At 34.8% G+C, this 16,804-nt stretch carries 13 protein-coding genes and 1 tRNA gene; 9 read left to right on the top strand and 5 right to left on the bottom strand.

From position 1 onward, the window contains the following. Positions 1–9: 9 nt before the first annotated feature. The 3 genes from G7A72_RS10820 to G7A72_RS10830 all read right to left on the bottom strand — a co-directional run bounded on the left by G7A72_RS10820 (position 10) and on the right by G7A72_RS10830 (position 2,346). The gene (locus G7A72_RS10820; protein WP_113664426.1) at positions 10–1,389 is read right to left on the bottom strand and encodes a porin; all 1,380 of its coding nucleotides are present in this window, start codon (positions 1,387–1,389) and stop codon (positions 10–12) included. 102 nt (positions 1,390–1,491) lie between these two features. Further along, the gene (locus G7A72_RS10825; RefSeq protein WP_129752527.1) at positions 1,492–1,911 is read right to left on the bottom strand and encodes a helix-turn-helix domain-containing protein; all 420 of its coding nucleotides are present in this window, start codon (positions 1,909–1,911) and stop codon (positions 1,492–1,494) included. A 362-nt stretch (positions 1,912–2,273) separates the two neighbouring features. Further along, positions 2,274–2,346 (bottom strand) — tRNA-Phe (locus G7A72_RS10830). 98 nt (positions 2,347–2,444) lie between these two features. On the opposite strand from G7A72_RS10830, the gene G7A72_RS10835 reads away from it, so the two are divergent. The 6 genes from G7A72_RS10835 to G7A72_RS10860 all read left to right on the top strand — a co-directional run bounded on the left by G7A72_RS10835 (position 2,445) and on the right by G7A72_RS10860 (position 8,694). Beyond that, positions 2,445–3,179, top strand: coding sequence for a type III pantothenate kinase (locus G7A72_RS10835; RefSeq protein ID WP_165152476.1), 735 nt, complete (start codon positions 2,445–2,447; stop codon positions 3,177–3,179). Then, the gene (locus G7A72_RS10840) at positions 3,172–4,422 is read left to right on the top strand and encodes a hypothetical protein (protein WP_165152477.1); all 1,251 of its coding nucleotides are present in this window, start codon (positions 3,172–3,174) and stop codon (positions 4,420–4,422) included. The genes G7A72_RS10835 and G7A72_RS10840 overlap by 8 nt, the downstream gene beginning before the upstream one ends. Positions 4,423–4,461: 39 nt before the next feature. Then, positions 4,462–5,016, top strand: coding sequence for an LPS export ABC transporter periplasmic protein LptC (gene lptC / locus G7A72_RS10845; protein WP_165152478.1), 555 nt, complete (start codon positions 4,462–4,464; stop codon positions 5,014–5,016). A gap of 12 nt (positions 5,017–5,028) precedes the next feature. Continuing rightward, positions 5,029–5,226: a hypothetical protein gene (locus G7A72_RS10850; RefSeq protein ID WP_165152479.1), complete on the top strand. Its 198-nt coding sequence runs from the start codon at positions 5,029–5,031 to the stop codon at positions 5,224–5,226. Positions 5,227–5,229: 3 nt separating this feature from the next. After that, positions 5,230–6,489, top strand: a complete 1,260-nt coding sequence (locus G7A72_RS10855) for a hemolysin family protein (RefSeq protein ID WP_165152480.1) — start codon at positions 5,230–5,232, stop codon at positions 6,487–6,489. A 108-nt stretch (positions 6,490–6,597) separates the two neighbouring features. Next, positions 6,598–8,694 (top strand): peptidylprolyl isomerase, encoded by a 2,097-nt coding sequence (locus tag G7A72_RS10860; protein WP_165152481.1) that lies wholly within the window; start codon positions 6,598–6,600, stop codon positions 8,692–8,694. 98 nt (positions 8,695–8,792) lie between these two features. Here the strand turns inward: G7A72_RS10860 and G7A72_RS10865 are convergent, their stop codons facing one another. Together G7A72_RS10865 and G7A72_RS10870 are read right to left on the bottom strand one after the other, a co-directional pair. Next, a complete protein-coding gene (locus tag G7A72_RS10865; RefSeq protein WP_165152482.1) occupies positions 8,793–9,710 on the bottom strand; it encodes a GYDIA family GHMP kinase in 918 nt (305 codons plus the stop codon). Between the two features lie 51 nt (positions 9,711–9,761). Further along, positions 9,762–11,078, bottom strand: coding sequence for a hydroxymethylglutaryl-CoA reductase, degradative (locus G7A72_RS10870; protein ID WP_165152483.1), 1,317 nt, complete (start codon positions 11,076–11,078; stop codon positions 9,762–9,764). A 179-nt stretch (positions 11,079–11,257) separates the two neighbouring features. On the opposite strand from G7A72_RS10870, the gene G7A72_RS10875 reads away from it, so the two are divergent. From G7A72_RS10875 to G7A72_RS10885, 3 genes are read left to right on the top strand one after another with little or no spacing between them, the layout of a single operon-like run. After that, positions 11,258–13,429 (top strand): S9 family peptidase, encoded by a 2,172-nt coding sequence (locus tag G7A72_RS10875; protein ID WP_165152484.1) that lies wholly within the window; start codon positions 11,258–11,260, stop codon positions 13,427–13,429. A gap of 9 nt (positions 13,430–13,438) precedes the next feature. Next, positions 13,439–14,983, top strand: coding sequence for a peptide MFS transporter (locus G7A72_RS10880; protein ID WP_165152485.1), 1,545 nt, complete (start codon positions 13,439–13,441; stop codon positions 14,981–14,983). Positions 14,984–14,987: 4 nt separating this feature from the next. Further along, entirely contained in the window at positions 14,988–16,793 is a 1,806-nt protein-coding gene (locus G7A72_RS10885; RefSeq protein ID WP_113664414.1) for a peptide MFS transporter, read from the top strand. The last annotated feature ends 11 nt before the right edge of the window (positions 16,794–16,804 follow it).

Raw genomic sequence — 16,804 nt, forward strand, 5'->3', positions numbered from 1 at the left:
TAAAATTGATTATAGATAAATTTGAAGTTGTACTACGAAGTCTCCTAATGATCCGGAGCGGTTTGTTAGAGAGGTGTATACGGGTCTAGTTGAATATTGTGCCGTTATTTTGGCATGGTGTCCGTCAATAAAAAAGTTTGATCCCACGTCAAATTGTGTACTTGACTGTGTTAAAGCATCAAAGTTTTTGTAAGTAACAGCACCAAAGGGTTGGATTCTAACTTTAGGTTTTGCCTCTTTATTAGGCAATAAAATACCCGCTTGTGTATACCAAATATTTCCAGATCCAATCGTTGGCTGTGCATTTCCAGCTCCTGCTATAGCTCTACTCCCTGTGAAATTTGGATCTACTGAGCCAATATTCATAATCCCAACATTACGCAAATAATTAGGACCAAAATCATAGTCATATAGTACACTGTAACCTGTAACGGCCATTTTGTTTTCTTTTTTTCCGATAGGCATATCAAGAAAAACATCGGCAGAGAAAAGTTTGATGTCATGTTTGTTGATAGTGCTGTTTACAGAAGTTTTTGTGGCATCAGGCGCAGTGTAAAAACCAGCACCAATGTTGAATACTTTTTTAGTTCCTAAATAGCTACCTACTTTAAAAGGCAATACATTGGCTTCTTGATCTAAAAACTGGTATTCGAAATAACCAGCCTTAGACCATTTTGTCATACCACTGTTGTCTACGGCTACGGCATTCGATGCATTCGTGGTGTTTGTAGGTGTTAAGTTGGTAGCATAAGGTTTGTTGTAACTCAAGCGGTATTCTAGTTTGCCATATTTCCCTTTAGCAAATAAACCCACTTGTCTGGCAAACTGATCAGAGTTTTCAATTAGTGGCCAGTTAAAAATTGGTGCGTCTATGGTTAGGAAGTTTAGCGTTGAAGCCATCGTTAGTCTAGACAATCCCATGTAGTAGTGCAATCCAGCACCGAGGGTGAAACTAAATTTCTTATCTTTTTCTGGCAATACAACTGCATATTCATTCCATGCGTCATGAAAGAATAAACCAGGTTTTTTTCCGGCACCGTAGCCACCAGTACCTGAGGTTCCTGCTGCGCCACCGTTAATAAAAGTTTGGTTGTTGATTCCAAAATGGGTTAAGATCATGTATCTTTTGGATACTTGAGCATAAGCTAGAAAACGCAACCGTCGATTACCAATGTCGGTTGCAGTTGATGTTGCCTCTCCTCCAATCATGGTTCCAGGATTCATTTCGGAAGAACGCATCCAGATTTGATTCCAAGCAATCACACGCATGAACTTGGAGCCATCTTCGTTCAGGTTAAATTTTAATCCTGCAGCATAATCTGTTGAGCCCTGAGAAAAACCCTGCAGAGTCAGTAAGAGGACCGAAGCTGTGAAAAATATTTTTTTCATAAAATAGGAATTGGTTATTAAATGGTTGGTTAATAAAGTGCCAAATTCAGTTATTTAATTCTAGAAAAAAATTTTGATATATTTTTGTGTAAACTGATATAGCTAATCTTTGAACCGCTCCCATTTTATCAGCATAAATTTATCACCAAGCTCGGTAATAATCATTCCTGCACCGGAGAGTAACTGTTTGTTTTTTAGATATTCAATTAGTTCTAAATGACTAAAAATCTTATAAGTAGGGTGGTAATTCGCGTGAGATGGTTTTTTTATATTGTAGCTCTTTACCCAGTTGCTTACCGTGACATGTGAAACCCCGATAATCCGCTCGATTTCGCGAAAACTCAAGCCCTCGAGATAGAGTTGCAATGCTTTGGTCACATAGTAATCATCTATCTTTTTACCGATTTTATTAACTGTAAAAAAATAATTGCACTTTTTACATAAGTACCTTTGTTTACTGTTGATTATGCCGCTTTTTATGATGTGATTACTTTGGCATTTCGGGCAGGTTAAAATCTCCATATATATAAATTTTGCATAAATATAGTAATTTTGCAACTATTGTTATTTTAATTTCGCAAAAAAAATGGAAAAAAAATACGAACCCTTTATTTTTATTTGATTATCGATGCGTTTTTAGTAGATTAAATTGCTTTGTGAAAAGAGTTTGATTTTGTAAACCATTTGTCATCTGACGAAATAATTCTTTAACAAATTAAAAAGAGAGGTTGTTGACCTAAAAGAAAAGGTTTGGGACTATAACAATGGTTTAAAAACTAAAAATGCTCAACCGTGCTTGGTATAGATTGTCGATTCGAGAAGATTTAGGGTATTGTAGAAAAGGTATAAAAACAAAAAACCCGAATATTTCTATTCGGGTTTTGTGGTACCTCCAGGGATCGAACCAGGGACACATGGATTTTCAGTCCATTGCTCTACCATCTGAGCTAAGGTACCTCGCTATTGCGGGTGCAAATATAGAATGATTTTTAGTTTATCCAAAACATTTTTTAAAAAAAATCAATTCGTACCTTCGCCACATCAAAAAACAAATTATGATTTTAGTTGTCGATGTTGGGAATACCAGAATTAAAGCTGCTGTATTTGAGGATGCTACCCTTTTTGAAATTTTTGTTTTTTCTAAAATAGAACTCCGAAAAAATATTGAAAATATTTTGGAAAAATTTCGAAATGTAACGGATTTGGTCATTTCCTCTGTCGGTGATGTTGAAAAACAGTCTTTTCTTGATTTTGACAAAGTGCTAAAAGTGCATTTCATCTCACATGAAGATTCTTTCCCGTTCCGAAACTGTTACGCGACTCCTAAAACCTTGGGAATTGACAGAATGGTTCTTGCTGCAGGAGCGACACTACAGTTTCCGAATCAGAATCGATTAGTGATAGATGCAGGAACCTGTATTACTTATGATTTTATTGATGAGAATGATAATTATTTGGGTGGAGCCATTGCGCCAGGACTGCGCTTGCGTTATGAAGCTTTGCATAATTACACCGCGAAACTCCCTTTGTTATCATTGCAAACTCCGCAGGATTTGATTGGAAACTCCACTTCTGAATCTATTCATTCAGGTGTTGTTAACGGATTTGTCTATGAGATTGACGGTTTTATCGATGAATATAAAGCAAGATATCCAAATTTTATAATAATTTTAACGGGTGGCGATACAGATTTTTTGGCTAAACGATTAAAAAATACCATATTTGCCAATTCAAATTTTCTTCTGGAAAGTTTGAGCCAAACATTTCAATATAAAATCAAAAATGATTAAAAAAATTGTAGTAAGCGCTTGTTTGCTTTTATCATTAGTATCTTTTGCTCAAGAAGGAACATCTTCGCCCTATTCTTTCTATGGTATAGGTGATGTAAGGTTTAGAGGAACACTGGAAAATCGCTCTATGGGAGAAATTGCTATCGAACAGGATAGTATTCACATGAACTTACAAAATCCGGCAAGTTATGCAAATTTGAAGTTGACAACCTTTACTTTAGGAGGGACTTATGCTACTACAAAATTGAAAACGGACACTGAATCAGCAAATGCCCGCAGAACAACCTTAGATTATCTTGCCGTAGGTTTGCCTTTGGGGAAATGGGGAGTTGGTTTCGGTTTGATTCCATATTCTTCTGTTGGATATAAAATTTCATCCGTTTCTGATGATCCGGCAGTGAATAACAGACGATTTAATGGTTCTGGTGGTATGAATAAGGCTTTTATTGGTGTCGGATATAAAATTACTCCTAATTTTAATATTGGTGCTGATGCCAGTTATAATTTCGGGAAGATTGAAACCAATAATTTTGAATACATCACAGATATTTCTATTGGTACAAGAGAATTAAATACGGTGGATTTATCTGGTGTGAATTTTAACCTTGGAATGATGTACAAAACTAAAATTAACAAAAAAGTATCTTTTTTTAGTAGCGTAAATTATTCATTAGAAAGCACTTTGAAAACTGAAAACACCAGAAACATTTCAACGGCACTTTATAATTCAAATTTTGATTTATCAATTGTTGATGTTTTGGATGATGTAAAAACGGAGAAGAATTTCAAAATACCAAGTAAATATACTGCGCAAGCAGGTATTGGCGAAGCTAGAAAATGGTTAGTTGGGGTTGGATATACTTTTCAAGGAGCAGGTTCTATAGGTAATAGTTACAATTCACTTGATAATGTAACCTACGAGAAACATTCTAAATACAGCATCGGTGGATATTACATTCCAAATTACAATTCATTTTCCAATTATGCCAAAAGAATTGTTTACAGAGCTGGTTTCAGATTTGAAAATACCGGTTTAGTAATTAATTCAGAGCCTATTGAGGACATGGCGTTAACAGTAGGATTTGGAATGCCTTTGACGGGAACCTTTTCAAATGTAAATATTGGTCTTGAATTTGGTAAAAGAGGAACTACTGCGGCAAATTTAGTGGAAGAAAATTATGCTAACGTGAGCGTAGGTTTTTCACTAAATGAAAGATGGTTTGAAAAACGAAAATTCAACTAGTATAGATTGTTTGCTACAACTTCTCTGTAAGTTCATTGTATGACTTTATTCAAAAAATATTATTTTAAATGGTTTGTCACGGTTTTTGCTGTGACACTGTTTTTTGGGTGCGAAAGTAATTTTAAAGAAATACAAAAAATCAATTTTTCTGAATTTGTTCCAAGTAGTGACGCTGATATGGTGAATCTAAAATACACGGATTCAGGTCGTATTACAGCTGTTTTGGTGAGTGCAAAAATGCTGGATTACGCAAGTGTTGAATTTCCTTTTACAGAATTTCCTAAAGGAATTGATGTGACTTTGTACGATAAAAAAGCAAAAAAAACTTTTATCAAATCAAATTATGCAATCTCTTATGAAGGAACGAGTATTATTGATTTGCAAGGCAAAGTGAAAATTTTCACGGAACAAGGACAAACTCTGGAAACAGAACAGTTGTATTTTGATCAAAAAAACGAGTGGTTTTTTACAGAAAGAAGGTTTAAATTAACCGATCCAAAAGGAGTTTCTAATGGTCAGGGAATTGATTTCAGCAGGGATTTTAAAGTGATTAACTCTCAAAAAATAACAGGCGAAATAGAATCTGCCGATTAATATAAATACAAAATGAATTACTTAAAATATACACAATACGTTTATCTTGTTTTTGGTGCATATTTCATTTATGATGGTTTTACAAAAGTGAATGAACCAGCATTAGGAAATCCTTGGTTGAGTTTTATGATTGCAGGATTGGCGGTTTTTATGTTTTTCTTCAGGAGAAAATTTGCTAAAAAATTCGAAGATCGAAACAAAAATTCCTAGTTGATGGAAGTTAGTATTATCATACTATGTCTAATACTAAGTGCTTTTTTTTCAGGAATGGAGATAGCCTTTGTCTCTTCGAATAAAATATATCTTGAAATCGAAAAAAAACAAGATAATTTTCTATCAAAAATACTGACCAAGCTTACTGAAAAGCCAACAAATTTTATTGTTGCCATGCTTATTGGGAATACCATAGCAATGGTGGTTTACGGTTTTTTTATGGGTGATATAGTGCTGCAATGGTGTGTTGCTCTGGGATTCCATTTCTCAGATTGGTTAAGTCTGCTATTGCAAATCTTTATTTCGGCACTGATTATTTTGGTTACGGCTGAGTTTTTTCCAAAAGTTTTCTTTCAGATTTATGCCAACTCGTTAATAAAATTTTTTGCAATACCCGCGTACATTTTTTATAAGATTTTCTATTTTATCTCCACTTTTTTTATTGCGATTTCTGATTTCATTTTGAGGAAATTCTTCAAAACCGAAGGAGATACGATTCAGTTGTATTTTAGTAAAATTGAACTTGGAAATTACATTACGGAACAAATGAGCAGTGTGGAGGATAATGAAACCGTGGATTCTGAAATATTGATGTTTCAAAATGCATTGGAATTTTCAGGTGTGAAAGCCAGAGATGTGATGAGTCCTAGGATAGAAATAATAGCAGTTGAGGTTTTTGATTCTATCGAAGAACTGAAACAATTATTTATAGAAACGGGCTATTCTAAAATTGTGGTATATCAGAATTCCCTTGACGATATTGTGGGTTATGTACATTCTTTCGATTTGTTTAAAAAACCAAAAAATATCAAAGAAATTGTGATTCCTGTTGAATTTGTGCCTGAAACAATATTCATCAAAGATGCTATGAATTTGCTTACCAAAAAGCGGAAAAGTGTCGCTGTTGTTTTAGATGAATATGGTGGGACTTCAGGAATTATTACTATTGAAGATATTGTAGAAGAGCTTTTTGGTGAAATTGAAGACGAACATGATTCTGATGAAGAATTGTTGGAAAAAGAATTGGGTGAAGGTGTTTTTTTATTTTCGGCTCGTTTAGATGTGGAATATTTGAACCAAACCTATAAACTTCAAATTCCGGAAGGAGATTCTTACGGAACACTGGGCGGTTTTATTGTCGATTTCACGAAAGAAATTCCGCAAAAAGGAGCCGTAATTGCCATAGGCAACTATCATTTTATAATTGAAGAAGCTACAAATAAGAAAATTGAATTGGTGAAAATGACCGTGCAAGAGTGATTTTTATTATGAAAATAAAATTTCTTGCAAAATAAAACGCTACTAGTATAATTATTAATTAGATAATTGTATTTTCGCAAACTGAATATAAAAATTAACAACAATAAAATGGCAGTTTTACAAAAAATTAGACAACGTTCACTTCTTCTGATACTCGTTATCGGGTTTTGTTTATTAGCATTTATCATAGGTGATATATTCAACAGCGGTGGTTTCAACAGTACATCAAAAGATGTAGGAAGCATCGATGGAAAAGATATTTCATTCGAGGATTTTAGAGTTAAAGTTAGTAATGTTGAAAAAAGTGGTCAAGGGATAACTTCAACTGAAGCCGCAAACAGAGTTTGGGAGCAAGAGGTTTCTGTTGCTTTGTTAACTTCTGAATTTGAAAAATTAGGACTTAGAGTAGGTGAAAAACACCTAATGGAAGTTTTGAAATCAGATCAAAATATTGGTGGAAATCCATTGTTTTTAAATGCTGCCGGAGTATTTGATGTTGCTAAATTCAAAGAATATTTTAAAGCGAACCCTGCACAAGCTCAATTCTTAAAAGATAGAGAGAAAGATGCAGACCTTAACGCAAAATACCAAATTTACAATACATTGATCAAAGCTGCAGTTTTTACAACTGAAAGCGAAGGAAAAATGAAATATGAAATGGAAGCAAATAAAGTGAATTTTGCTTATGTTGCCGGTTTATATTCTACAATTAAAGATAGTGAAGTTAAAATTACTGATGCTGAAATTGTGGATTTCATGAAGAAAGATGAAAAAAAATACAAAGCTGACGAATCTCGTGAAGTAGAATATGTTTTGATCGAAGACAAAGCATCTCCATCGGATGAAGCTGAAGTAAAATCGAAAATTACTGCGCTGTTATCAGGAAGTGTAGTGTACAATCAAGCTTCAGGTAAAAATGATACTGTAGCAGGATTTAGATCAACTACTAATACAATTGACTTTGTAAATTCAAATTCGGATGTTCCTTATGATTCTACATATATCGCTAAGAAAGATTTACCTGCTGTAGATGCTGATAAATTGTTCAACTTAGCTCCAGGTCAAGTTTATGGTCCGTATATGTTTGGAAAATACTACTGCATTTCTAAATCTATGGGAATGAAACCAGGGGTAAATGCTAAAGCAAGTCATATTCTAATTGGTTACGAAGGAACTCAAGTTCCAAATCAAAAAGAGAAAAGAACTAAAGAACAAGCTAAAGCTAAAGCCGAAAGTATTTTGGCACAAGTAACCGCAAATCCGGATAGTTTCATGATGTTGGCTTTTACAGCTTCTGATGATTCATCTGCACAACAAGGTGGTGATTTAGGTTATTTTGGTCCAAATCAAATGGTGAAACCATTTAATGATTTTGTTTTCACTAATGGGATTGGTAAAGTAGGTTTAGTTGAAACTGATTTTGGTTTTCACGTGATTAAAATTACGGATAAGCAAGACGGAATTCGTTTGGCTACTGTAGCCCAAAGAGTTGAAGCTTCAGAAGCAACTTCAGATAAAATATTTACGCAGGCAACCAAATTAGAAATGGATGCGGCTGATAAAGATTTTAATAAAGTAGCAAAAGAAATGGGTCTTAAAGTTGCTCCGGCTGTTTCCGTAAAAGGAATGGACGAAAACTTTGGAACATTAGGAAATCAAAGAACAATCGTAAGATGGGCTTTTGAAGATGGAGTAAAAGAAGGATCTGTGAAAAGATTTGAAGTTGCTAATGTTGGACACGTTATTGCAAAGTTAAAAAGTATTGATAAATCTGGTTTAGTTGCAGTTTCTGTAGCCAGACCTTATGTAGAACAAATACTAAAAAATAAGAAAAAAGCGGAACTGATCAAAGCAAAAATGACGGGTTCTTCACTTGAAGCAATTGCGAAAGCAGTAGGTGGAACGGTGCAACAAGCAGCTGGTCTTACTATGGAAAATGCAATGTTGCCAAATGTTGGTCCAGAGCCAAAAGTAGTGGGTAATGCATTTGCCTTATCAGCAAATAAAATGTCAGCTCCAATTGAAGGAAATACTGGTGTATATGTGGTTAAAAACACAAGTACAGTAAAAGCGCCAGCATTGAAAAATCATGCGCCTTACGTTGCTAAATTGAAAGCGCAAAGTGCTTCAGATGCGAATAGAGTTGTTCCTGCATTGAAAGCTAACGCTAAAATTGAAGATAATAGACAAGATTTTAATTACTAGTTAAAAAAGTAATTAATCAAAATAAAAATCCCGATACATGCTAATGTATCGGGATTTTGCTTTTATTAGGTTTTTATGAATGAATGGGATTATAACAACTAAGATAAAATCATTTCGTCATAAGGAATTATAGTTTTATATCCTTTAGAAGTAAAATAAGCTGTTGGATTATCCTCTGCAATTGCCATCACAAAATCACCTCCCCAAGCTCCCAGACTTTTTATCACACCATTAAAATCTGGAAACAAAGATTCCTTTATAGTTTGTGTTTCCAGGATATTACTCATTTGTATTTCATGTTTTTGTATTGCTGTAGCAAAAGAGGGAAGCGTAGCGGCATTCAAAACTTCAGAAGTGATTAGGTCATTTAAAGCGATTGTCCTCGGCAGATTATTCTTTTTATTCATGTTGTAAGCAGCTATTGCACTTTTACTACTTTGCTTTTTGTTGAGATATACAAAGTAAAGGTTGTCCGTAAAATCCGGATTAAAAGATACTTTTTCAACTGTAGGATTTCCTTGTTCCAATTTATATACAATTGGACTGTCGTTTTGCGCACATGCAATATCATAACCACTACCTCCAAAACTGTTTTTAAGCAATGTGAAAGCATCAATTTGCAGCCATTGGGCAATGTTGTTTATCAAAGTCGAAGATGTTCCCAAGCCCCAGCTTTTTGGGAATCCAAGTTCGGTAATGATAGTGTAACCATCTGAATTTAAAATGAAATCCGGATTTAGTTTAAATGCTTCGTGCAAAATGGTCGTAAGTGTATTCTTGACGGATTCGTTTTCAGGATTAACTTCTTTAAAAATATCAGAGAATAAAAGAGTGTCTTCGAACCAAATGCTTCCGTCCCCATCATAACTTTTCCAAATAATTTTTTTGTTGCCTCCTTCTTCAATAATAAGGTTTTGCCCTTTTTTTGTGGGTAATGCTAAGGCTTTAGCTCCATCAAGAACCAGGTATTCTCCTGTGATTAAAAGTTTTCCGTTACTGTAAAATGTTTTTTTCATTGTCTTTGCGAGGAACGAAGCAATCTTATTTTTTGTTGCTTCAAGATAAAATTATTTTCTTAAACTTTCAATATAGGTGACCACGGCGCTATGAGATACGGTATTTTTTTTGAAATATTTCTGGATTAAAATGCGTTCGTCATCGGTGGCTTCAAACTGGTTGATGATGTTGTTTAAATGCATTTTCATGTGTCCTTCCTGAATTCCTGTTGTAGTTAAAGAACGTAAAGCGGCAAAGTTTTGGGCTAAACCCGCTACAGCTACAAACTGCATTAATTCTTTGGCAGATGGTTTTTCCAGCATTTCCAATGACAATTTTACCAATGGATGCAGAGAAGTCAAGCCACCAACAGTTCCTAGTGCTAAAGGAATTTCCAACCAAAAAGTAAAAATACCATTTTCGATTTTGGAATGGGAAAGACTGGAATATTTTCCATTTCGGGAAGCATAGGCGTGAATTCCGGCTTCGACTGCACGGAAATCATTTCCTGTGGCCAAAACTACAGCATCCACTCCGTTCATGATCCCTTTATTATGCGTAACGGCACGATACGGCTCGACTTCGGCGATTTGAACGGCTTGTACAAATTTCTCGGCAAATTCCAGAGGATTCGTAATGTGTTTCTCTTCTAATTCTTCTATTGGACAAGAAACTTCCGCTCTTACGATGCAATTTGGAACATAATTCGAAAGTATGCTCATTACCACTTCAATCTCTTTTTCAGTTTCCGTGAACAAGTCATAATTGTGCGCTTCTTCTTTTAATGTTTTGGAAAATTGTTCCAGACACGAATTGATAAAATTTGCACCCATGCTGTCTTTGGTTTCAAAAGTAGCATGCAGCTGAAAATAATTAGGCAATAAATCGGTTTTGTCTTTTAGTACAATGTCTAAAATTCCTCCACCGCGTTTTTGCATATTGGTGGTAATCGATTCGGTTTCTGAGAAAAATTTGCTTTTGTTTTGGGCAAAAAACAAATTCAATTTTGAAACATCACCTTTGTAGATAAAATGAACCTGACCAATTTTTTCGGTATTGATTACGGTTGCTTTAAATCCGCCACGCGTGGACCAAAATTTAGCAGCTTTTGCGGCAGCAGCAACGACCGAACTTTCCTCGATAGCCATGGGAATCGTGCTGTATTTTCCATTAATCAGGAAATTAGGAGCCACTCCCAATGGAATGTAGAAATTGGTTATCGTGTTTTCGATGAATTCATCGTGTAATTTCTGTATTTTTTCATCAGAATTCCAATAGTTTTTCAGCAAGGCGATGGCTTCTGTAGGTGTTGAAAAATATTGATTGGCAATCCATTTAATTTTTTCTTCTTTGGATAATTTAGAAAATCCGCTAATAGCCTTGTTCATTCTCAATTGATTATGGTGTAATTAGTTGCAAATATACGGTTTTAGCCGTTTTATTTACAATCAAATTATATTCAGTGAAAGGTTATTTTTCACATTGCTTTTTACATTTAACATATAAAATGACCGATAATTGTAATTTTTTCACTAAAATTGACGGTTTTTATCTTTAAATAAATAGTATGTATTCGAAAAAAATTATAGCATTATTTTTATTCTTGTGTTTTACGGTTGTTGGTCAACATAAAATCACAATTGATGAACTTTATAATGGTACATTCCGCGCTCAGGGAATGGATGAATTGCAATCGTTGAAAAATACAAATCAGTACACGGTTTTGAATGCTGACAGGCAGTCCAGAAGCATGCAGATTGATTTGTATGATTTTGCTACATTAAAAAAAGTATCTACATTAATCGATACAAAATCGCACAGAGAATTATCAGGCGGGATTGACAGTTATACTTTTGACGCTTCAGAAAAAATGATTCTATTGGCTTGCAATACCAATCAAATCTTCCGTCACTCGTTTACTGCTGATTATTATTTATATGACATCGCCAATAAAAAATTAAAAAAAATATTTGATTTTCAGGTTCAGGAACCTACTTTTTCACCTGATGGAAAAAAGATAGCGTACGCCAAAGAAAATAATCTGTATGTATATGATTTAGCTTCTGATAAATCGACTCCAATAACTACAGACGGACAAAAAAACAGCATTATTAATGGTATTACGGATTGGGTTTACGAAGAAGAGTTTGCTTTTGTAAAAGCTTTCGATTGGAGCGCTGACAGCAAAAAAGTAGCCTACATTCGTTTTGACGAAAGTCAAGTTCCGGAATTTTCGATGTCCATGTTTGGAAAAGAGTTGTATCCAATGATGCAAACGTTTAAATATCCAAAAGCAGGGGAGAAGAATGCATTAGTTTCGTTACATATTTATGATGTAAATTCGAATGCGGTAAAAAATGTAAATCTTGGTAATTATAATGATTTTTATATTGCCAGAATGAAATGGACAAATGACGCGAATACATTATCTGCGCAAGTATTGAATCGTCACCAAAACAATTTGGATTTGTTATTTATCGATGGTAATTCAGGAACTGCAAAAGTAGTTTTGAACGAAAAAGACAAAGCGTATGTTGATGTTACGGATAACTTGACTTTCTTGAAAGACAACAGTTTTATTTGGACCAGCGAAAAAGACGGTTTCAATCATATTTACTTATATGATAAAAACGGAAAATTGAAAAACCAACTGACCAAAGGAAAATGGGAAGTAACTAATTATTATGGTTTAGACGAAAAGAAAAATACGGTTTTCTATCAGTCTGTAGAAAATGGATCTATCAACAGAGACGTTTACAAAATAAGTCTTGACGGAAAAAACAAAGTGCGTTTGTCACAATTTACAGGAACGAATGCTGCGACATTCAGTCCAAATTTTCAATACTACATCAATACTTTTTCTAGTGCGTCTCAACCTACCACTTATACGTTAAACGAAGCTAAAGCAGGAAAACAAATTCAAGTTATTGAGAATAATGAATCATTGGCTGCAAAGTTAAAAAGCTATGATTTACCGGCTAAAGAGTTTTTTGTTTTGAAAACAGCAAAAGGGGATGAACTAAATGCTTGGATGATTAAACCGAAAGATTTTGATCCGGCTAAAAAATATCCTGTTTTCATGTACCAATATTCTGGTCCGGGTTCCCAACAAGTAAACAATGAGTGGAATAGTACTGATGATTATTGGTTTATGATGTTGTCACAACAAGGTTATATCGTGGCGTGTGTTGACGGACGAGGTACTGGTTTTAAAGGTGCTGATTTCAAAAAAGTGACGCAATTGCAATTAGGAAAATTCGAAGTAGAAGACCAAATAGATGCTGCTAAAGTATTAGGAAATTACGCATTTGTTGATAAAGCTAGAATTGGTATATTTGGCTGGTCGTATGGTGGTTTTATGGCATCCAATTGTATCATGAAAGGAAACGATGTTTTCAAAATGGCAATTGCTGTAGCTCCGGTAACAAACTGGCGTTTTTATGACAGTGTGTATACGGAGCGTTACATGACGACACCGCAAGAAAATGCGAGCGGTTACGATGATAATTCACCAATAAATCATGTGGATAAATTGAAAGGGAAATTCCTTTTGATTCACGGTTCGGGAGATGATAATGTGCATGTTCAAAACTCCATGCAAATGATGGAAGCTTTGATTCAGGCCAATAAACAATTTGATTCCCAAATTTACCCAGACAATAATCACGGGATTTACGGCGGAAAAACCAGAGTTCAGTTGTACACCAAAATGACTAATTTTATTAAAGAAAATTTATAACAGCGCTTTATGACAAACGACGCATTGAATAAGGAAGAATTTTTTGGACATCCAAAGGCGCTTTTTATATTGTTTTTTACCGAAATGTGGGAACGCTTCTCCTTTTATGGAATGAAAGCCTTGTTGATTTTTTATCTGACAAAGTACCATTTGTTCTCGGATAGTTCGGGAAATTTACTGATTGGAAGTTACGCTGCTTTAGTATATGCCGTTCCAGTGTTAGGTGGCTTTATTGCCGACAGGTATTTGGGTTTTAGAAAAGCCATTGTTTTTGGAGGGATTATGTTGGTGCTGGGACATATAGGAATGGCTTATGAAGGGAATGCCGCAACACAATCCATTACTGGCGAAATTACACGGGATGAAACGGCCTTGCAGATATTTTACTTTTCATTATCCTTAATAATTGTCGGAGTTGGTTTTCTAAAAGCTAACATCTCTTCATTGGTAGGGGAATTATATGAAAAAGGCGATAAGAGAAGGGATTCCGGATTCACTTTGTTTTACATGGGAATCAACTTAGGTTCCTTTTTGGCTACGCTAATTTGTGTTTGGCTTGGTGAAAAATATGGTTGGAGTTACGGTTTTGGTGCAGCTGGAGTCGGAATGTTTTTTGGATTATTGACTTTTATTTCCGGTAGGAAATTATTAATGGGCAAAGGAGAGTCAAATAACCCATCTTTCTTAGAAAACAAATCGTTTGGACTTAAAAATGAGTGGTTAATTTATGTGGGAAGTGTTTTATCAACATTATTGTTTTGGCAAATGGTTCAAAATCATGATGCGGTTTCATGGGCTTTAAAAATTGCAGGTGGTATTTCCTTTATTTATATTGTTTATTATGCGATCACACAGTTAGACGGAAAAGCACGTCATCAATTGATTGCTTTAACCATTCTGATTGTATTTACGATTGTCTTTTGGGCACTGTTTGAACAAGCTTATACTTCTATGAATTTATTTGCTGATCGGATTTTAGACCGAACTATATTCGGTTACGAAGTCTCTGCTGGGCAATTCTTAAGTTTTAATGCCTTATTTATAATTTTGTTAGCTCCAGTTTTTGCTTGGATATGGCCAAAATTAGGAAAATACAATCCAAATACAGCTGTGAAATTTGCTTTTGCATTAGCTTTCGTTGGTTTAGGTTTTGGAGCATTAGTTATGGGGATAAATCTTTCTGGAGCAGGAAAAGTAGCAGCGATTTGGTTGATATTAGCTTATTTTTTACACACTTGTGGGGAATTGAGTTTGTCGCCGGTAGGACTTTCTGCGGTAACTAAATTATCCCCTGCTAAAATAGTTGGTTTCATGATGGGCGTTTGGTTTTTGGCAACAGCCAGTTCTGAATTTATAGCTTCCATTTTAGCGAATATCGCTTCTGTCGATACGTCAAATGGTACAGCGCCAGATTTGAATTTAGCAAAACAGAGTTATTTAGTGCTTTTTGAATATTTATTTTACACAGGACTTGGTTTCGGACTGCTACTATTAGTACTTTCGCCAGTAATTAAAAAATTAATGCACGGAGTAGATAAAGAATTAAACAATTAATAATATGAGTCAAAATAATACAGATCAATTTTTTAAAAGTACCGTTTTAGGGCACCCTGCGGGATTATTCGTTTTGTTTTTCACAGAGATGTGGGAACGTTTCTCATTCTACGGAATGCGTTCTTTATTGATATTATTTTTAACCGCTTCCTTTACAGATGGTGGTTGGGAATGGACTCGTGAAAATGCTTCTGCATTATTTGGATCCTATGTAGGTCTGGTTTATTTATCTACCATGTTAGGTGGTTATTTTGCTGATAAAGTTATTGGTTTTAGATGGGCTGTTGTGGTTGGAGCTACTTTAATGACTTTAGGACATGCTTCTATGGCTGTCGAAACTGAATTTTCTATTTATTTAGGATTAGTATTGTTAGTTTTTGGAAATGGTTTCTTTAAACCAAACATGACATCAATCGTATCTGAAATGTACAAAGACCGTCCGGAAAAGAAAGATGGTGCGTATACTTTGTTTTACATGGGTGTAAATGCCGGCGCGTTCTTCGGGATTTTACTTTGTGGTTATTTAGGTGAAAAAGTAGGATGGACGTACGGTTTTGGTTTAGCCGGGATCTTTATGTTCTTTGGAATGTTACAGTTTTGGTTGTCTCAAGATATCTTTGGAGATATTGGTTTGAAACCAAGTAAAGAAAGCAAAGCAAAAGCAGAAGCTTTGGATACGGATAAAAGAAATCCTTTTTCTCCAATACAATTAGCAGCAATAGCTTTCTCTTCTATTTTAGCTTTATTATGGCTTGTAAATGATCCTGCTTCTAAAATATCGGGAGGTAAAGTGAATATTTTTTCATTCCTAGGACCTAATGGAAACTCTATAGCTATTGTTTCCGCTTTAGTTGTGTTCATTATCTTATTGGTTTACAGATTTACTCAATATTCTAAAATTACTAAGGAGAAATTGATCGCAGTTACATTTTTTGCATTTCTGACTATTTTCTTCTGGGCAATTTTTGAACAATCACCAAACAGTTTAACGATTTTTGCCAGTGATTATACAGATCGTGTTTTAACAGGTAATTGGAGCGTAGTGTTTTTAGTGATGAATTCATTGATTACTATTTTACCTCTAGTAATTATCACTTGGGTGTTAATTTTATTATTCAAACAGACCTTTAAATTCTATGCGCTTGCAAATATTATTCTAAGCGTAAGTTTTATCATTATCTGGGCTATAGCAATCTGGATGTTGACGAAAGATTATTATACTGCTGGATATTTATCATTATCAGATTCAACTTTGCAAGCATTGAAAATAGACAAAGTTACCACGGCATTAACCGAAGTTCCTGCAACTTGGTTTTCTACCTTAAACTCTTTGTTTATTATTTCATTAGCGCCGTTATTTTCTAAATGGTGGGAAAGTAAATACAATCCTTCTGCAAACTTGAAATACGGAATTGGAATGGGATTATTAGCGCTTGGGATGGCTTGTGTAGCTTTTGGCGCAAGCGGAATCGAAGCAGGTGCAAAAACAGCTTCAGTGAGTATGATTTGGTTGATTCTAGTGTATCTTTTCCATACTATGGCTGAATTGTGTATATCACCGGTTGGGTTGTCTTATGTAAGCAAATTAGTTCCGGCTCGAATGATTGCATTCATGTTTGGTGTTTGGTACTTAGCGGTAGCAATTGGTATGAAAGGTGCAGGTATGTTTGGAGAAAATATTGATAAAATTGCCAATGAACACGGATTGAGTTACTTCTTTTGGATGTTGACTATTATTTCCATTGTAGTTGCTTTATTCTCCGTTGCGATGACTCCGGTTATTAAAAAATTGATGCACGGTGTGCGATAAACTTTAGGCAT

The organism is Flavobacterium sp. Sr18 (assembly GCF_011064265.1).
GTDB classification, from domain to species: Bacteria; Bacteroidota; Bacteroidia; order Flavobacteriales; family Flavobacteriaceae; genus Flavobacterium; species Flavobacterium petrolei.

Bases quoted from the DNA above. Each gene is read 5' to 3' on its own strand.
- G7A72_RS10880 (WP_165152485.1), top strand. From the start codon at position 13,439: ATGACAAACGACGCATTGAATAAGGAAGAATTTTTTGGACATCCAAAG.
- G7A72_RS10820 (WP_113664426.1), bottom strand. From the start codon at position 1,389: ATGAAAAAAATATTTTTCACAGCTTCGGTCCTCTTACTGACTCTGCAG.
- G7A72_RS10825 (WP_129752527.1), bottom strand. From the start codon at position 1,911: ATGGAGATTTTAACCTGCCCGAAATGCCAAAGTAATCACATCATAAAA.
- G7A72_RS10860 (WP_165152481.1), top strand. From the start codon at position 6,598: ATGGCAGTTTTACAAAAAATTAGACAACGTTCACTTCTTCTGATACTC.
- G7A72_RS10865 (WP_165152482.1), bottom strand. From the start codon at position 9,710: ATGAAAAAAACATTTTACAGTAACGGAAAACTTTTAATCACAGGAGAA.
- lptC (WP_165152478.1), top strand. From the start codon at position 4,462: ATGACTTTATTCAAAAAATATTATTTTAAATGGTTTGTCACGGTTTTT.
- G7A72_RS10835 (WP_165152476.1), top strand. From the start codon at position 2,445: ATGATTTTAGTTGTCGATGTTGGGAATACCAGAATTAAAGCTGCTGTA.
- G7A72_RS10850 (WP_165152479.1), top strand. From the start codon at position 5,029: ATGAATTACTTAAAATATACACAATACGTTTATCTTGTTTTTGGTGCA.
- G7A72_RS10875 (WP_165152484.1), top strand. From the start codon at position 11,258: ATGTATTCGAAAAAAATTATAGCATTATTTTTATTCTTGTGTTTTACG.
- G7A72_RS10885 (WP_113664414.1), top strand. From the start codon at position 14,988: ATGAGTCAAAATAATACAGATCAATTTTTTAAAAGTACCGTTTTAGGG.
- G7A72_RS10840 (WP_165152477.1), top strand. From the start codon at position 3,172: ATGATTAAAAAAATTGTAGTAAGCGCTTGTTTGCTTTTATCATTAGTA.
- G7A72_RS10870 (WP_165152483.1), bottom strand. From the start codon at position 11,078: ATGAACAAGGCTATTAGCGGATTTTCTAAATTATCCAAAGAAGAAAAA.
- G7A72_RS10855 (WP_165152480.1), top strand. From the start codon at position 5,230: ATGGAAGTTAGTATTATCATACTATGTCTAATACTAAGTGCTTTTTTT.